Genomic DNA, 16,908 nt, shown 5'->3' with positions numbered 1-16,908 from the left:
TTTTTTCGCCCTGGAATTGTCCTAGGCTTCGACGGCCTGGCTTTTGGCGATAGGCAGGCGGATGGCCAGCGCCGTGCCCTGGCCCTCCTGGCTGTCGATGCGCAGTTCGCCGCCCAGCGCGTGGACACGTTCGCGTATGCTCTTCAGGCCGAAGGCGGCCTTCTTGCCGTGGGCGTCCGGCTGCATGCCGATGCCGTTGTCGCTGATGCGCAGCACGATGGCATCCGTATCTTGCGCCAGCGCCACTTCCACCTCGCTGGCCTGGGCGTGGCGCACGATGTTCGACAGCGATTCCTGCAGCACGCGGAAGATGGCCGACGTCTGGCGCTGGTCCAGGCCCAGGTCGGGCGCCTCGCTGTCGAGCGAGAGCTGGTAGCGGATGGCGCCGCGGCTTTCCATCTGGCATATCAGCCATTCGGCTGCCGGGCCCAGGCCCAGCTCCAGGGTGCTGGGATGCAAGTCATTGATGATGGTGCGCACCGAGCGGATGGTGGCGTCGATGGTGTCGAGCACGCGCTGGGCGTGGCGGTGCAGGCGCGGGTGGGTCCTGGCCGTGCGCGCGTGCAGCAGCGACACGTCGATGCGCAGCACCATCAGGTTCTGGCCCAGGTCGTCATGAATGTCGAGCGCGATGCGGCGCCTTTCCTCTTCCTTGATGGTCTGCTGGTGGTCGGTCAGTTCACGCAGCTGGGCCAGGGTGCGCTGCAGGTTCTCCTCGTTGCGCTTGCTTTCCGTGATGTCGATGCCCATGGCGATGATCATCTGCGGCCGGCCTTGCGCATCGAAGATGGGTTTTTTATGCGTCTGCAGCAGGCGGTTTTCCTGCAGCCGCGCATTCCACACGAGTTCTTCGCGGATCACCACCTGGCGGCTGGCAAACGCTTCCTGGTCCGCCGCGTGGAATCCCTGGGTCTGGTCCGAGGGGAAGTGCTGCACGTCGCGTCCCTCGGCGATATCCTGGAACAGCACGCCCCATTGCTGCTCGCAGGCCTGGTTCATCAGCAGCATGCGCGAATCGGCGTCTTTCAGGAACAGCGACAGGGGCATCATGGAAATGATGTCCTGCAGCCGCTCTTCGCTGCGCGCCAGGGCCGCTTCCGTTTGCGCGCGCATGGCGATTTCCGCGGAGAGCTGGAGATTGACGTCGAGCAACTGGGCCGTGCGCAGGGCCACGCGGCTTTCCAGTTCCGCATGGGCGACGGTCAGCGCGTGTTCGGCCCGCTTGTGTTCCGTAATGTCGCTGGCCATGACCAGCGCTCCCGTCAGGGTGCCGCGCTGGTCGTACAGGCGGCGTCCGCTGAGCATGGCCCAGCGTTCCGAGCCGTCGCCATGCTGGTAATGCAGTTCTCCCATGCAACTATCCGTCGCCGTCTGGCGCAGCGGACACAGGCGCAACAAGGTGGCTTCGTCGTGGAATTCGTCCATCGAGTGGTCCAGCAACTGTTCCGCGGGAACGCCCAGCATGTCGCACAGGCGCTGGTTGACGTGCAGGATGCGGCCGTGCGCATCCGTTTGCCACATGCCGTCCTGCGCCGTTTCGCTCAGGTGCTGGTAGCGCATCAGGCTATCGTCGAGCTGTGCGCGCGTCAGGGCCAGGTGGCTGCGCAGCTTGCGCATCAGCCAGAGGACGGCGACGGCGGCGGCCAGCAGCAGCAGGGCCAGCCAGACATGCTGCCAGAAATCGAGTTCTTGCCAGGCTGCGCCGGCGAACCAGCCCAGCATGATCAGGATGAGGGCGCCGCAAGCGCCACTCAGGGTTTCAATCGACCATTTGCTCATCCGCGTCCCTGGCGTCGTGGTTGGCCGCTGCCGTGCGCCTGGCGCCGGAGAGGGGAAGGTATCCGACGCTAGTGTAATACCAATTGTTGTTTTCTTGAGAATATTTTTCCATTGGGCAAGCAAAAGGGCCGGCCCTTGCGGTGCCGGCCCTGTTTGCCGATGGCAAGGCGGTGCGATCAGCCCGTGTTGCGCAGGCCGGCCGCCACGCCATTGATCGACAGCTGGATGCCGCGGTGCACCCTTTCGTCGATCCGGCTTTCCGCCGACAGGGCGCGGTTGCGTTTGATCAACTCCACCTGCAAGTGGTTCAGCGGGTCGAGATAGGCGAAGCGGTTCTGGATCGAACGGGCCAGCAGGGGATTGCCCGCTAGGCGTTCCGTGTTGCCGGTGATCAGCTCCAGGCAGCGCAGGGTGTTGCCGTGCTCGTCAGTGATGCGCTTGTAGATGCGTTCGCGCAAGCCCTGGTCCGCCACCAGTTCCGCATAGCGCGAGGCGATCGCCAGGTCCGTCTTGGCCAGCACCATGTCCATGTTCGACAGCAGGGTGGCGAAGAATGGCCATTCGGCGTACATGGCGCGCAGGGTGGCGATCTTGTCATCTTTCGCGGCGCCGTCGGCTTGATTGATCCACGCTTCGATGGCGCTGCCGAAGCCGAACCAGCCCGGCAGCAGCAAGCGGCACTGGCCCCAGGAAAAGCCCCAGGGAATGGCGCGCAAGTCTTCGATGCGCTGGTTGGCCTTGCGCGAGGCGGGGCGCGAACCGAGGTTCAGCTCGGCGATTTCCGCGATCGGCGTAGCCGAGAAGAAATATTCCGTAAAACCCGGCGTTTCATACACGAGGTGGCGGTAGGCGTGATAGGCGAGGTCCGACAGTTGCGCCATCACGGCTTCGAACTGCGCCAGCTGGCCGTTGCGGGCCGGATTGGCTTCCTGCGGCGCCAGGCTCGCTTCCAGGGTGGCGGCCACCAGCAATTCCAGGTTGCGCCGGCCGATTTCCGCGTTGGAAAACTTCGAGGCGATGATCTCGCCTTGCTCCGTCAGGCGGATCTGGCCGTTGACGGTGCCCGGCGGCTGGGCCAGGATGGCTTCGTAGCTGGGTCCGCCGCCACGGCCCACCGTGCCGCCGCGGCCATGGAACAGGCGCAGCTTGACGCCGGCCTTCTGGAAGTCGGCGACCAGCGCCAGTTCCGCCTTGTACAGTTCCCAGTTGGACGTGAGGAAGCCGCCATCCTTGTTCGAATCGGAATAACCGAGCATGACTTCCTGCAACTGGCCCTGCTTGGCGATCAGTTGTTTGACCAAAGGCAAGGCCATGACCTGGCTCATGATGCCTGCCGCGCGCTGCAGGTCGGGTATCGTCTCGAACAGGGGGATGACCATCAGCTCGCAGATGCTGTCGCCAGTCTGCCAGTCGGTGCGCAGCAAGCCTGTTTCCTTTTGCAGCAGCAATACTTCCAGCAAGTCGGACACGGTTTCCGTGTGCGAGATGATGTAGTTGCGGATGGCCCGCGCGCCGTAGCGCTGGCGGATGTCGCGCGCTGCGCGCAGGATCGCCAGTTCGGAATCCGTTTCCGCGGCGTAGGCGATGTAGGGCGAGTACAGCAGGCGCGGCTGGGCCAGTTCGTTCAGCAGCAGCGCCTGCTTATCTTCCTCGGACAGGGCCGTGTAATCGGCGGCCACGCCGCTTTTCGCGAACAGGTCGGCCAGCACGCGCTCGTGCACGTCCGAGGTCTGGCGCATGTCCAGCGACGCCAGGTGGAAGCCGAAGATGTCGGCTGCGCGCGCCAGGGTGGCCAGGCGCGGGCGCACGAGGGCGGCGCCGTGGTGCGACTCGAGCGAGGCGACGATGGTGCGCAGGTCGGCCACAAAGGCGGCCGCGTCCGGGTAGGCGGCCGCGGCGCCCACTTCCTTGCGCAGGATGTTGGTGGCGCCCAGGGCGCGGGCCGTGGCGGCCAGGCGCGCATAGATGCCGATCAGGGCGCGGCGGTACGGCTCGTCGCTGCGGTGCGGCGAGGCGTCGGGCGACTGGTCGGCCAGCGCCTGCAGTTCGGCGCTCACGCCCACCATCAGGGTCGAGACGGACAATTCCGCGCCCAGCGCATGCGCTTCGTCGAGGTAAAAGTCGAGGATGGTGGTGGCGTGGCGCGCCAGCGCGTGCTGCATGGTGCCCGCGTTGACGTTCGGGTTGCCGTCGCGGTCGCCGCCGATCCAGCTGCCCATCTGCACGTAGGCGGCGTTGATGGGCTCGATCGTGCCGTCGCCGTTCGGGTATTCGGCGGCGATATCGTCCTCGATGTCGTCGTACAGGCCCGGCAGTTCGCGCAGGAAGGTGATGCGGTAGTAGGACAGGGCGTTTTCGATCTCGTCGGCCACCGTCAGCTTCGAGTAGCGCAGCATGCGCGTCTGCCACAGGGTGGCCACGCGCGAGCGCAGCAGCTGCATGTTGGCGTGCCGCTCTTTCGGCGTCTGCGGCAAGTCGCGCTCGGCCAGCAGGCGGGCAATGTCGTGCTCGGCGTCGAGGATGCTCTTGCGCTGCACTTCCGTCGGGTGGGCCGTCAGCACGGGGGCGATCAGGGCGTCCTGGAAGAAGGTGTCGACCGTCTTGCGCGGCACGCCGGCCAGGCGCAGTTTTCTCAGCGCGAAGCTGACGCTGCCCTTTTGCGCCGGCGAGCCGGCCAGCAGGTGGGCGCGGCGGCGGCGGATGTGGTGTTGATCTTCCGCAATGTTGGCCAGGTGCGAAAAGTAGGAAAAGGCGCGCACGACGGAAATCGTCTGCTCGCGGCTCAGTTCCTTGAGCATGGCGTCGAGTTCCAGCGCGGCACCCGCGTCCGCTTCGCGGCGGAAGCGCACGGACGTCTGGCGTATGGTTTCCACCACATTGAAGACGGCGTCGCCTTCCTGTTCGCGCAGCACGTCGCCCAGCAGGCGGCCCAGCAGGCGGATGTCTTCTTTCAGCGGCGCATCCTTGTCGGAGCCGGCCGCTGGAACTATTTCTGGTGCTACTGCGTCATTGAGCATAATAAAGAACCAAAGTAAGTGTAAAAGCAAGGGAATGTGGATCGCACCGGGCGTTTGGCCGCAGAGGGGAGGGGGCGCATGATAAAATTTGTGGTCTTCAACATGGACGCTAGCCTGACTTGGCCTTCTAGGCTAAGCGATAACGATTATAGCGACGCCAGGCGCCACCCGATACAAAATTGATATCAGACGGGCGAAATGGCAACGATAATGACAACGACAGCCACAGCGAAAGAACTTGTTTTGAAAGCATCCGAATTGACCCCGAACGAATTGAATATTCCTGCCCGCCTGGTGATCGCCACGCGCGAGAGCCGTCTTGCCATGTGGCAAGCTGAACACGTGCGCGCCCGCCTGGCCGCCCTGTATCCGCAGTGTAGCGTCGAAATTCTCGGCATGACCACACGCGGCGACCAGATTCTGGACCGCGCCTTGTCCAAGGTAGGCGGCAAGGGCCTGTTCGTCAAGGAGCTGGAAGTGGCGATGGAAGAAGGCCGCGCCGACCTGGCCGTGCATTCGCTGAAAGACGTGCCGATGGAGTTGCCGGAAGGCTTTGCCCTGGCCGCCATCCTCGAGCGCGAAGACCCGCGCGACGCGTTCGTCTCGAACGATTACGCCAGCCTGGCCGAGCTGCCGCACGGCGCCGTCGTCGGCACCAGCAGCCTGCGCCGCCAGTCGCTGATCGCCGCGCGCTATCCGCACCTGACGATTCTGCCCCTGCGCGGCAACCTCGATACGCGTTTGGGCAAGCTGGACCGTGGCGACTACGCGGCCATCATCCTGGCCGCCGCCGGCTTGAAACGCCTGGGCCTGGCGTCGCGCATCCGCGCCGTGCTGGCGCCGGAAGACAGCCTGCCGGCCGCCGGCCAGGGCGCCATGGCGATCGAGATCCGCAGCGGGCGCGCGGACGGCGCCGACCTGGTGCGCCTGCTGGCGCCGCTGAACCACACGGCCACGGCGCAAGCCGTCACGGCCGAGCGCAAGGTGTCGAAGATCTTCGGCGGCAGCTGCCAGATTCCGCTGGCCGCGTTCGCCACCGTCGAGGGCGGGCAGATGCGCTTGCGCGCCATGGTCGCCACGCCGGACGGCGCGCGCATGGCCAGCGCCGAGCTTGAAGGTGCTGCCGGCGCGCCGGAACAGCTGGGCGAGCAAGTGGCCGAATTGCTGCGCGGGCAAGATGCCGCCGGCATCCTCGCCTCGTGCGCCGTCACGCCCGACAACCATGAAGGCCTGGCGCCGCATGCCTGACACCGTGGTGATCACGCGGCCCGCGGCGCAAGCGGGGCCGCTGGCCGCCCGTATCGCGGCGCTGGGCTGGCCCGTGACCCTGCTGCCGCTGCTGGAAATCCACGCGCTTGACGGCGCAGAGGAATGCGCGCGGCTGCAAGCCGTGCTGGCCCGCCTGAGCGATTACGACCTGGTGGCGTTCGTCTCGCCCAACGCCATCGATTGCGTCTTTGCGCATCTGCCCGCCTGGCCTGCCGGCCTGCCGCTGGCCGTGGTGGGCGAGGGCAGCAGGATGGCCCTGGGCGCGCATGGCGTCACGGACGCCAACGCGACCATCACGAGTCCGCTGGACACGGCGCGCAGCGATTCCGAACATCTATTATTGGCGCTGGACTTGCCGGCCCTGCGCGGCAAGCGCGTGCTGATCGTGCGCGGCGATGGCGGACGCGATTACCTGGCCGACGGCTTGCGCGCTGCGGGAGCCACTGTCGAGTTCGTTACGGCCTACCGCCGCAAGGTGCCAAGGCTGACGCCCGCCTTGCGGGCGACCCTGGAAAACCTGTTGCAGCATAATAATGACTGGATCATCACCAGCTCGGAAGCGCTGCGCGGCTTGCTGGCGCTGCTGGGCGAAATGGATGCTGAAAAGGCAGCTGTTGTGAAAATGCAACAGCAGCATCTGATCGTGCCGCACGCCCGCATTGCACAAACGGCGGCGGCCCTGGGTTTTGCCCGAGTCACCTTGACAGGATCAGGCGACGCAGGAGTGCTCGCCGCGTTACAATCACGACCATGAACGAAATGCCTACACTCTCCGAACCGAATGCAACGCCTGGCAGCGCCGTGAAGACGGCGCCGCAGGCGGCCGACCAACCTGCCGGCCGCGCGCCGACCCTGCTGGAACAGCTGCAAAAGCCCATGAGCATCGCCGTCATCGTGCTCGCCGTGCTGCTGGCTGCGCAAAGCTGGTCGACCAGCAAGCAGATCCGCAACCTGCGCGAAGAAGTGGCCAAGCGCCTGCAAAAAGGCGATGTCAGCAACGCCGAAACGGGCGTGCTGGCGCGCAACGTGCAAGAAGGCACGAAAGAGCTGCAAATCAAGGTGGGCGCGCTGGAAAACCGCCAGAGCGAAACGCAAAGCCAGCAGCTTGCGCTGGAACAACTGTACAACGACTTGTCGAAGAACCGCGACGAGTGGGCGCTGACGGAAATCGAGCAAGTGCTGTCGACGGCCAGCCAGCAGCTGCAACTGGCCGGCAACGTGCCCGGCGCGCTGATCGCCCTGCAAAACGCGGACCGCAGCCTGTCGCGTTCCGACAAGCCGCAATTCATCACCATCCGCCGCGCCATCGGGCGCGACATGGAAAAATTGAAAGCCCTGCCCAGCGTCGATTCGACGGGCGTGGCCCTGCGCCTCGACGCCGTGATCGCCCAGGTCGATTCGCTGCCGATGCTGTCCGACGAAACCCCGGCCTTGCCGGCCGCACCGGAAAAACCGGGCAAGGCCAAGCCCGTGCGCGATGCGAGCGGCAAGCTGATGGGGCCGCCTGCGCCGGAACCGCTGCTGCAGAAAGTGCGCGACGGCTTCAATACCTGGAGCGGCGACATGTGGGCCGACGTGCGTCAATTGATACGCATCCGCCGCGTCGATACGCCGGAAGCGCTGATGCTGTCGCCGACGCAATCGTATTTCTTGCGTGAAAACGTCAAGTTGCGCCTGCTCAATGCCCGCATGGCCTTGTTGTCGCGCAATGAAACGGCTTTCCGCAACGATTTGATCGCCGCACAGGATGCGCTGGCCAAGTATTTCGACACCCGCGCCAAGAGCACGCAGACGGCACAAGCCCTGCTGCGCCAGGTGCAGGGCAGCAACCTGGCCATCGAAATGCCAACCTTGTCCGACAGCCTGACGGCTGTGCGCAACTACAAAGCGAAGTCCTGAGCCCATGCGTCTATTTCTCTGGTTACTCGCCCTGATGGCCGCGGCGATCGGTATCGCCGTGACGGCCCGTTTTAACCCCGGCAACGTGGTACTGTTCTATCCGCCATACCGCATCGATTTGTCGCTGAATTTCTTCCTGTTGCTGCAGGTCGTGCTGTTCGTGCTGCTGTACCTGCTGGTGCGCGCCGTGCGCGCCACCGTGCGCATGCCGGCGCAAGTGGCGGCCTACCGCCAGCGCAAGCGTGAGCGCGACGGCAACAAGGGCTTGCGCGAAGCCTTGAAAGCCCTGTTCGAAGGCCGTTTCGGCCATGCCGAGAAGGCCGCCTTGCGCGCCGCCGAGCTGGAAGAGAACGCCGGCCTGGCCGCGCTGATCGGCGCGCGCGCCGCGCACCGCATGCGCCAGTCCGAACGCCGCGACAGCTGGCTGTCGCGCGTCGAAGGCGATGCCAGCCTGAAGACGGCCCGCTTGATGACGGTGACGGAATTGCTGGTCGACGACCACCAGCCGGAAGCGGCCCTGGCCGCCGTGCGCGAACTCAATGCCAGCGGCACGCGCCACATCCACGCGCTGCAATGGTCGCTGAAAGCCGAGCAGCAGGCGAAGAACTGGCCGGAAGTGCTGCGCCTCGTGCGTTCGCTCGACAAGCACCGCGCCCTGCATCCGGCCCTGTCGTCGCGCCTGCGCGAACTGGCCTACGACCATCTGCTGTCCGACCCCTCGCATGACGCCGAGTCGCTGATGCGCGTGTGGTCCACCGTGCCAAGCGCCGACCGGGTCAAGCCGTACATCGCCTGCCGCGCCGCCACGGCCCTGAATGCGCGCGGCCTGCACGATGAAGCGCGCCTCGTGTGCGAAGAATCGCTGGCCGCCGACTGGGACGAGCGCGTCGTGCGCGCCTACCGCGAAGCGGCGGCGCCAAGCGGCACGCCGGCCCTGCTGCTGCAGATCGAGCATTGCGAGCAATGGATGAAGCAGCGTCCGCTGGATGCGGAACTGGCGCTGACCCTGGGCACCTTGTGCCTGAAGCAAAAACTGTGGGGCAAGGCCCAGCGCCACCTGGAGCAGGCCTTGTCGGATGCGAACGAGCCGCAAATGGTGCGCGACGCCCACCTGAAGCTGGCGCAGATGCACGACGCCTTGCAGCAGACGGAACAGGCTGCCGCGCATTACCGGCAGTGTGCACTGGCTACTATCCTGTAAGCCGTTTTGTAAGCCAATTGTCCAGACGTAAAAAAGCCGTTCAGTGCAGACTGAACGGCTTTTTCTTTGTGCGCACCCCATGGCGGAGTGCGCTGCTACCTGGCTAACTTACTTCTTCGTTACCGCAGTGCCTTCCGGCAAGGCATACGCGACCAGGGTGTCGCTCATCTTCGTGCCCAGCGAACCGTGGCCGCCGGCCATGACGACGACGAACTGGCGTCCCGACTTGTTCGACACATAGCTCATCGGCGTAGCCTGGCCGCCGGCTGGCAAGCGGGCTTTCCAGATCACTTTGCCGTTGCTGACATCGTAGCCGCGGATGTAGTAGTCGAGCGTGCTGCTGAGGAAGGTCACGCCGCCGCCCGTGGTGACCATGCCGCCCAAGCTGGGTACGCCCAGCGGCAAGGGAATCGGCACGGGACCGCTGTCGCGCGTGGTGCCGTTCTTGTGCATCCACACTTTCTTCATGGTACGCAGGTCGACGGCGGCCACATAGCCCCACGGCGGTGCCTGGCATGGGAAGCCCAGTGGCGACAGGAAGGCCTTGATTTCCACGGCGAACGGTACGCCCGTCTGCGGCTGCAAGCCCATTTCGCCACCCGTGCCGCCCTTGGCCGTCGTTTCCGCGCGCGGCACGAGTTTTTCCAGGAAGCCCATGTAGTCTGGGTTGACGATCAACAACTGGCGCACGGGGTCGATGGCCGCGCCACCCCATTCGAAGATGCCCAGTGGGCCCGGCGAGATGACGGCGCCCTTGCCGGCCGTTTGCGGCGTGAACGGGCCTTCATAGCGGCGTTCCTTGAAGATGATGCGGCAAGCGAGCTGGTCGAACGGCGTGGTGCCCCACATGTCCGCTTCGCTGATATTGCGTTCTGGCAAGAAAGTCAGGGCCGAGAACGGCTGCGTGGGCGACAGGGTGTCGCCGGCGGCAGGATTGCTCGTCGGCACGGGTTTTTCCGGCGCCGGCACGACCAGGCTGCCGTCGCGGCGGTCGATCACGTAGATGTCGCCGCGTTTCGTCGTGGCAACAACAGAGGGCACTTTACCTTTCGGCGTGTCGATGTCGACCAGGCTCGGCTGGCCGCCGATGTCCATGTCCCAGATATCGTGGTGCACGGTCTGGTAGACCCAGCGTACTTTACCCGTCGCCAGGTCCAGCGCGACGATGGCGCTGTTGAATTTCTCGCCATTCTTGTTGCGGTTGCCACCCCAGGTGTCGGGGGTTTCATTGCCCATCGGAATGTAAACCATTCCCAGCTTTTCATCGATGCTGGCCACGCCCCACGAGTTGGGCGAGTTGTTGGTGTAGTTCTTGCCTTCAGGGAAAGGCGCCGTGTCTTCTGGCGTGGCCGGGTCCCAGTTCCACATCAGCTTGCCGGTGACGGGATCGTAGCCGCGGATCACGCCCGATGGCTCTTCCGTCGAATGGTTGTCCGTCACGCTGGCGGCGATCACGGCCATTTTCTGCGAGACGGCCGGCGGCGACGTTGGCATCAGGAAACCGCGCTTGATCATGGCCATGTTTTTATACAGGTTGACGACGCCGTTGTTGCCAAAGCTCTTGCACGACTCGCCCGTATCGGCATTGACGGCGATCATGGTGCCATCCATGGTCGGCGCCAGGATGCGGCGCGGGCATTCCATGCTGGCAGCTTCGGGGGCCGGATTGTTCTTCGCGCGGCCCGCGTTGACGTCCCAGTAGGCCACGCCACGGCAGATCATGTGCTGGTAGCTGGCCGCGTCGCGGTTGATCTTCGGATCGTGGCGCCAGATTTCCTTGCCCGTGTCCGGGTTCAGGGCGATGACGATATTGTGCGGCGTGCACAGGTACAGCATGTCATTGACCTTCAGCGGCGTGACTTCGTTGGCGATCTCGCCCGGGTCGTTGGGACCCTTGAAGTCGCCCGTGTGGTAGGTCCAGGCTTCTTTCAGGCCGGAAATATTCGCGGGCGTAATCTGTGCGGCCGGGGCATAGCGGTCGCCATAGCCGGAGCGGCCATACGCGGACCAGTCGTTGTGCTCGACGCCGGGCGCGAAATCGCCGGAGGCCGTGGCGGCCATGTTTTCGGCCGGCACGTCGCCATGCAGGTCATGGTAATCCTGGAACAGGGCGATGACGCCGGCGATGACGGTCAGGGCCACGGCGGCGGAGAGGGCCGTCTTGCCCGCTTGCGGCTGTTTCGCTGCGTCGGCGGGTGGGGCCAGGCGGCGGCTGACGAAGGGCAGCAGCAGCCAGACGGCGGCGGCAAACCAGATGTCCAGGCGCGGCAGCAATTGCCACCAGTCGAATTTCACTTCAATGAGGGACCAGATGAGGGTGGCGAGCAGCAGCAGCGCCATGCACGGTTGCGCGCTGCGCTTGCCCTGGAATACCAGCGCGCCGGCGATCAGCATGCCTATGCCGGCCAGCAAGTAGTACCAGGAGCCGCCGAGCGTGGCCAGCCAGATGCCGCCGCCCAGCAGGGCGAGGCCAAACAGAATGAAAATAACGCCGGTGACCTTTAATAAAGGACCGGGCCGGAAAGAGGGAATCATCATATTCCTTTTTGCAAGGATTTATCGGTGGCGCGTGATGCGCCATATTGAATTCAGGGAAGGCGTCGATTGCAGAATATACAAAGTTTGGAATCACCAGAATGTGACAGTTTATCAGAATTGATGATTGTCTTCCGGTAGCGCCATTTTTTGGCGGGGCTCTTATTTGAATCAAATAAACACTTCAAATAAGAACAAATATTATGCTGGATAAGGGTGTTGCGGGGCTGGAAGGCCGCCTGGAGGGGAGAGGGCGGGGTGTCGCGCAATAATGCAGGGGCGCTGCGGAATGAATGAGAATAAAACTGTTGTTATAAGTGGCTGCAAAAAATGCAATGCGGATTATAATAACCATGCCTGGTGTGTGGCGATATTCAAATGAAAATACGCAGATATTCCATCGGCATTAATTCAAGGCGTCGGTAGTATTGCTTAGGTGTTTATACTTATTATTGCCGATGGTTTGTTTATTCTCTCGATGGCCGGCTGCGCGCGCCGGCGGGCCAGGCGCGCCACTGTTGCTGGCTGGACGCGCAAAACGCCGGCGGGCCGCTGCTGCATCGCACAAGCTGCCTGTACTTCGCTATAATTGCGCGGTTAAAACACAATCCGCTAATGAGGAACCCCATGAGTTTGAATAACGTCTCTTCCGGCCGCGATCTGCCGAACGATTTCAACGTCGTCATCGAAATCCCGATGAATGCCGATCCGATCAAGTACGAAGTCGACAAGGAAAGCGGCGCGATTTTCGTCGATCGCTTCATGGGTACCGCCATGCATTACCCGTGCAACTACGGCTACGTGCCGAACACCCTGTCGCCGGACGGCGACCCGGTCGACGTGCTGGTCATCACCCCGTTCCCGCTGATCCCGGGCGTGGTCGTGCGCTGCCGTCCTATCGGCGTGCTGAAAATGACCGACGAGTCGGGCGAAGACGCGAAAGTGCTGGCCGTGCCAGTCGACAAGGTCCTGTCGATCTACAGCCACTGGCAAAAGCCGGAAGACCTGAACGAACTGCGCCTGCGCCAGATCCAGCATTTCTTTGAGCACTACAAGGATCTGGAAAAAGGCAAATGGGTCAAGATTGACGGCTGGTATGGTCCTGAAGTGGCCAAGGAAGAAATCCTGAACGGCGTTGCCGCCTTCAAGACCGACGCCGCCAAAGCCTAAGAACACCCGGTAAGAAAAACGCTCCCCGCCTGCGATGGCCGGGAGCGTTTTTTTATGCGCGAAACGGGCTGTGCTCGTTCAATTCATCGAGGTAGGCGTCGATGCCGCCCCGTTCGCGCTCGAGGAAGCGCTGCACGGCGTCCGCAAAGGCCGGGTGCGCCAGCCAGTGGGCGGACCAGGTCTTTTGCGGTAGGAAGCCGCGCGCCATCTTGTGCTCGCCCTGGGCGCCCCCTTCGAAGGTGGCGATGCCGTTGGCGATGCAAAACTCCAGCGGCTGGTAATACGCCGTCTCGAAATGCAGGCAAGGCACGTGTTCGAGCGCGCCCCAGTAGCGGCCATACAGGGTGTCGGCCGTGTGGATCACCAGCGAGGCGGCAATGGCCCGGCCGTCGCGCTCGGCGATCACCAGGAGTATGTTCTGCGGCATGCTGAAGGCTATGCGCCGGAAGAAGTCCAGGCTCAGGTAAGGCGAGGAGCGGTGTTCCGCATAGGTATTGCTGTAGCAGCGGTGGAACAGTTTCCAGTCGGCATCAAGAGCGTCCACCCCGCGCACCTGGCGCAGGGTGACGCCCGCTTCCCGCACCTTGCGCCGCTCGGCGCGGATATTCTTGCGCTTCTTGTGTTCCAGGGTGGCGAGGAATTGCTCGAAATCCGTGTAGCCCGGATTGAGCCAGTGAAACTGCACGCCACTACGCATCAGGTAGCCGGCTTCCTCCAGCTGGCGCGCTTCGCTTTCCGGCGGGAACAGGATGTGGCAGGACGATACCTCGCTGGCTTGCTGCTGCGCCTGCAGGAAGGCCAGCAGGGCCGCGCGCGCCTCGCCATCGCGGGCCAGCAAGCGCGTGCCGCTGACGGGCGTAAACGGTATCGCGGACAGCAGTTTCGGGTAATATTCGAGACCATGTTGCTGATATGCATCGGCCCAGGCCCAGTCGAACACGTATTCGCCATACGAGTGCATCTTCAGGTACAGGGGCAGGGCGGCGGCCAGCACCTCGCCTTGCCACAGCACCAGGTAATTCGGTTGCCAGCCCGTGTCCGCGCTGGCGCAGCCGGACTCGTGCAGCGCGTGCAAAAAGGCGTAGGAAAGGAAGGGAGTGGCGTCCGCCTGGCTTGCCAGCAGTTCAGACCAGGCCGCTTCGCCAATTTCAGCCAGGGTAGTGACGATAGCCGTGCGATAATTCATTGTTGTAGTGTGCATTCATCACTCTCGGGGCGCCGCCATCGGCCTGCGCGCCCCTGTCTTGTTTAATAGAACGAAATATCCATCATCATCATGACAGTCAAAGTCGCAATTGCTCAAATGAATAGTACGGTCGGCGATCTGGCCGGCAACCGTGCCAAGATCTTCGACCTTTCCCGCCGCGCGTTCGAGGCGGGCGCCGATATCGTGCTCACGCCGGAACTGTCGCTGGTCGGCTATCCACCCGAGGACCTGTTGCTGCGCAATGCATTCTACGCAAAAACGCAGGAAGCGTTTGCGGGACTGGCTGCCGACCTGGCCCAGTTCAAGGATTTGCACGTGGTGGTGGGCTTGCCCTTGCAAGACGAGAAGGGCGTGCGCCACAATGCCGCCTCCGTGTTGCTGAACGGCGAAGTGCTGGGCACCTACCGCAAGCACGACTTGCCGAATACGGCCGTGTTCGATGAAAAACGTTACTTTACGTCATCCGACCAGGCTTTCGTGTTTGGCGTGAAAGGCGTGCGTTTCGGCATCAATATCTGCGAAGACACGTGGTTCGAGCATGCGCCGATGCGCGCCCGCGCGGCCGGCGCGCAAGTGCTGCTGGTGCCGAACGGCTCGCCCTACCACATGAACAAGCAGCATCTGCGCTATGACACCATGCGCAGGAACGTCAGCGCGCAAGGCATGGCCCTCGTGTACGCCAACCTGGTCGGTGGCCAGGATGAGCTGATTTTCGACGGCGACTCGTTCGTCATGGATGCGGCCGGCACGATCTGCGCCCAGCTGCGCCATTTCGGGGACGACTTGCAGCTCGTCGATTTCGACGGCGCCACCCCCGTATCGCAGCCGTTGGCCGCACCGTTGACCACCGAAGCGCAGGTGTACCAGGCGCTGGTGCTGGGCGTGCGCGACTATATAGGCAAGAACGGCTTCCCTGGCGTGCTGATCGGCATGTCGGGCGGCGTCGATTCCGCGCTGACCCTGGCCATCGCCGTCGATGCGCTGGGCGCCGACAAGGTGCGCGCCGTCATGATGCCGTCGCAATTTACGGCCGATATCTCGTGGATCGACTCGCGCGACATGGTAAAACGCCTCGATGTGCGCTACGATGAAATTCCGATCAAGCAAACTTTCGACGCCTTCCGCGCCACCCTGGCCGAGGAGTTCGCGGGACTGGCGGAAGACGCGACGGAAGAGAATATCCAGGCGCGCATCCGCGGCACCTTGCTGATGGCCCTGTCGAACAAGCATGGCAGCATCGTCTTGACGACGGGCAACAAGAGCGAGATGGCCGTCGGCTATTGCACCCTGTATGGCGACATGGCGGGCGGCTTTGCCGTGATCAAGGATATCGCCAAGACCCTCGTCTACCGCTTGTGCGCGTACCGCAACAGCGTGTCGGACGTGATTCCCGAGCGCATCCTGACGCGCGGACCGTCGGCCGAACTGCGCGCCGACCAGCTGGACCAGGATTCCTTGCCGCCGTATGAAATACTCGACGGCATCATGCAGTTGTACATGGAAGAAAATCGGCCGATCGCCGACATTATCGAGGCTGGCTACCCGCCGGCCGACGTGGCGAAAATCACGCGCCTGATCAAGATCAATGAATACAAGCGGCGCCAGTCGCCGGTGGGCATCCGCGTCACGCACCGTGGCTTCGGCCGCGACTGGCGTTACCCCATTACGTCGAAGTTTTACGAATAAGCAGCCATCTGTCCACAATCCAACAATTTTAAGGAGTAGCCATGAAACAGATTACCGCCATCATCAAACCATTCAAGCTCGACGAAGTACGCGAGGCCCTGGCCGATGTGAACGTGACGGGCTTGACCGTGACGGAAGTGAAGGGCTTTGGCCGCCAGAAAGGCCATACCGAGCTGTACCGTGGCGCCGAGTATGTGGTCGACTTCTTGCCGAAAGTCAAAGTCGAAGTGGTGGTGGACGACAGCGTGTCGGAACTGGTGGTCGACGCCATCATCAAGGCGGCCCGCACGGGCAAGATTGGCGATGGCAAGATCTTCGTGCGCGACGTGGAGCAGGTCATCCGCATCCGCACCGGTGAAACGGGTCCAGACGCCGTGTAAAGTGTTTCAGCTTGGGCCGCTGACCTTCAGCGCCCCAAGCGCATGTCGAATTTCCAGCATATCAGGCGCAGAATCGTGATGCCGCTGGCGCTGGTCCACAGCGCAAAGTCGTGCTCGGCGCCGAAGTGCATCTGCAATAAATAAGCCCAGCAGCCGAAAAACGCGCAGATGGCGTAGGGTTTGCCGTCGCGAAACACCATCGGCACTTCGTTACAGACGATGTCGCGCATCACGCCGCCGAAAATCCCCGTAATCACCCCCATCATCGAGGCAATAAAGATCGGCATGCCGGCGCGCATCGCTTCGGCCACACCCGCGATGGCAAACATGCCCAGGCCGATGGCGTCGGCGATGACGATCAGGCGTTCCGAGACGATCTGGCGCAAATGCTGGATCAGGGGCGCGGCCGTCAGGGCCAGCACGAAGATCAAAATCGCGTATTCCTGGTGCGACACCCAGAACAGGGGCCGCTTGTCGAGCAGGATGTCGCGCAGGGTGCCGCCGCCGAATGCCGTGATGAACGCCACGACGAACACGCCGACCAGGTCCATGCGCTTGCGGCGCGCTTCGATGAAGCCGGAAAACGCGCCCACCAGGATGGCGATGACCTCAATGATCTTGATCAGCGAGCCAGGCGGCAATTGGGGTGGCATCATGGGTGGAGCGCTTGAGCAGGAAATAATTGTCACAGGTTAACATGACACGGCCCCGAATGGTGACAAACGGGGCCGTGTGCAGTGCGGAACTGGTGACTGAATTGTAATT

The 16,908-nt window shown here is 63.2% G+C and carries 12 protein-coding genes; 7 read left to right on the top strand and 5 right to left on the bottom strand.

Translation table 11 applies throughout. The features are described 5' to 3' along the window. Positions 1-21: 21 nt before the first annotated feature. A complete protein-coding gene (locus tag VPH40_RS20505; RefSeq protein ID WP_328574362.1) occupies positions 22-1,779 on the bottom strand; it encodes a PAS domain-containing sensor histidine kinase in 1,758 nt (585 codons plus the stop codon). A 176-nt stretch (positions 1,780-1,955) separates the two neighbouring features. Further along, positions 1,956-4,796, bottom strand: coding sequence for a phosphoenolpyruvate carboxylase (ppc, locus tag VPH40_RS20500; RefSeq protein WP_328574361.1), 2,841 nt, complete (start codon positions 4,794-4,796; stop codon positions 1,956-1,958). A gap of 243 nt (positions 4,797-5,039) precedes the next feature. Here ppc and hemC point away from each other — a divergent pair, with 243 nt between their 5' ends. From hemC to VPH40_RS20480, 4 genes are read left to right on the top strand one after another with little or no spacing between them, the layout of a single operon-like run. Beyond that, the gene (hemC, locus tag VPH40_RS20495) at positions 5,040-6,044 is read left to right on the top strand and encodes a hydroxymethylbilane synthase (RefSeq protein ID WP_328574360.1); all 1,005 of its coding nucleotides are present in this window, start codon (positions 5,040-5,042) and stop codon (positions 6,042-6,044) included. Next, positions 6,037-6,819: a uroporphyrinogen-III synthase gene (locus tag VPH40_RS20490; RefSeq protein WP_251351840.1), complete on the top strand. Its 783-nt coding sequence runs from the start codon at positions 6,037-6,039 to the stop codon at positions 6,817-6,819. Before hemC ends, VPH40_RS20490 begins: the two co-directional genes overlap by 8 nt. After that, positions 6,816-7,964 carry a uroporphyrinogen-III C-methyltransferase gene (locus VPH40_RS20485; protein ID WP_077401782.1) on the top strand — a complete coding sequence of 383 codons (1,149 nt, stop codon included), beginning with the start codon at positions 6,816-6,818 and terminating at the stop codon, positions 7,962-7,964. The genes VPH40_RS20490 and VPH40_RS20485 overlap by 4 nt, the downstream gene beginning before the upstream one ends. Before the next feature lie 4 nt (positions 7,965-7,968). Further along, the gene (locus VPH40_RS20480; protein WP_071653290.1) at positions 7,969-9,165 is read left to right on the top strand and encodes a heme biosynthesis protein HemY; all 1,197 of its coding nucleotides are present in this window, start codon (positions 7,969-7,971) and stop codon (positions 9,163-9,165) included. Positions 9,166-9,273: 108 nt separating this feature from the next. Here the strand turns inward: VPH40_RS20480 and VPH40_RS20475 are convergent, their stop codons facing one another. Next, positions 9,274-11,703 (bottom strand): membrane-bound PQQ-dependent dehydrogenase, glucose/quinate/shikimate family, encoded by a 2,430-nt coding sequence (locus VPH40_RS20475; protein WP_328574359.1) that lies wholly within the window; start codon positions 11,701-11,703, stop codon positions 9,274-9,276. Positions 11,704-12,327: 624 nt separating this feature from the next. On the opposite strand from VPH40_RS20475, the gene ppa reads away from it, so the two are divergent. Continuing rightward, positions 12,328-12,870 carry an inorganic diphosphatase gene (ppa, locus tag VPH40_RS20470; RefSeq protein WP_034786159.1) on the top strand — a complete coding sequence of 181 codons (543 nt, stop codon included), beginning with the start codon at positions 12,328-12,330 and terminating at the stop codon, positions 12,868-12,870. A 52-nt stretch (positions 12,871-12,922) separates the two neighbouring features. Here ppa and VPH40_RS20465 read toward each other — a convergent pair whose 3' ends face one another. After that, a complete protein-coding gene (locus VPH40_RS20465) occupies positions 12,923-14,056 on the bottom strand; it encodes a GNAT family N-acetyltransferase (RefSeq protein ID WP_328574491.1) in 1,134 nt (377 codons plus the stop codon). Positions 14,057-14,146: 90 nt separating this feature from the next. Between VPH40_RS20465 and VPH40_RS20460 the strand changes: the two genes are divergently transcribed. Together VPH40_RS20460 and VPH40_RS20455 are read left to right on the top strand one after the other, a co-directional pair. Continuing rightward, positions 14,147-15,763 (top strand): NAD+ synthase, encoded by a 1,617-nt coding sequence (locus VPH40_RS20460; RefSeq protein ID WP_328574358.1) that lies wholly within the window; start codon positions 14,147-14,149, stop codon positions 15,761-15,763. A gap of 41 nt (positions 15,764-15,804) precedes the next feature. Beyond that, on the top strand, positions 15,805-16,143 hold the full coding sequence (locus VPH40_RS20455) for a P-II family nitrogen regulator (protein WP_034758685.1): 339 nt from the start codon (positions 15,805-15,807) through the stop codon (positions 16,141-16,143). A 26-nt stretch (positions 16,144-16,169) separates the two neighbouring features. On the opposite strand, the gene VPH40_RS20450 is transcribed toward VPH40_RS20455, so the two are convergent. Further along, positions 16,170-16,799, bottom strand: a complete 630-nt coding sequence (locus VPH40_RS20450) for a trimeric intracellular cation channel family protein (protein ID WP_034786156.1) — start codon at positions 16,797-16,799, stop codon at positions 16,170-16,172. Positions 16,800-16,908 lie beyond the last annotated feature (109 nt).

Origin of the sequence: Janthinobacterium sp. P210005 (assembly GCF_036231865.1) — a bacterium.
Taxonomy (GTDB): Bacteria; Pseudomonadota; Gammaproteobacteria; order Burkholderiales; family Burkholderiaceae_D; genus Janthinobacterium; species Janthinobacterium kumbetense.
The sequence above is the reverse complement of the archived record's forward strand: the minus strand, read 5'-3'. Positions and strand labels throughout refer to the sequence as shown.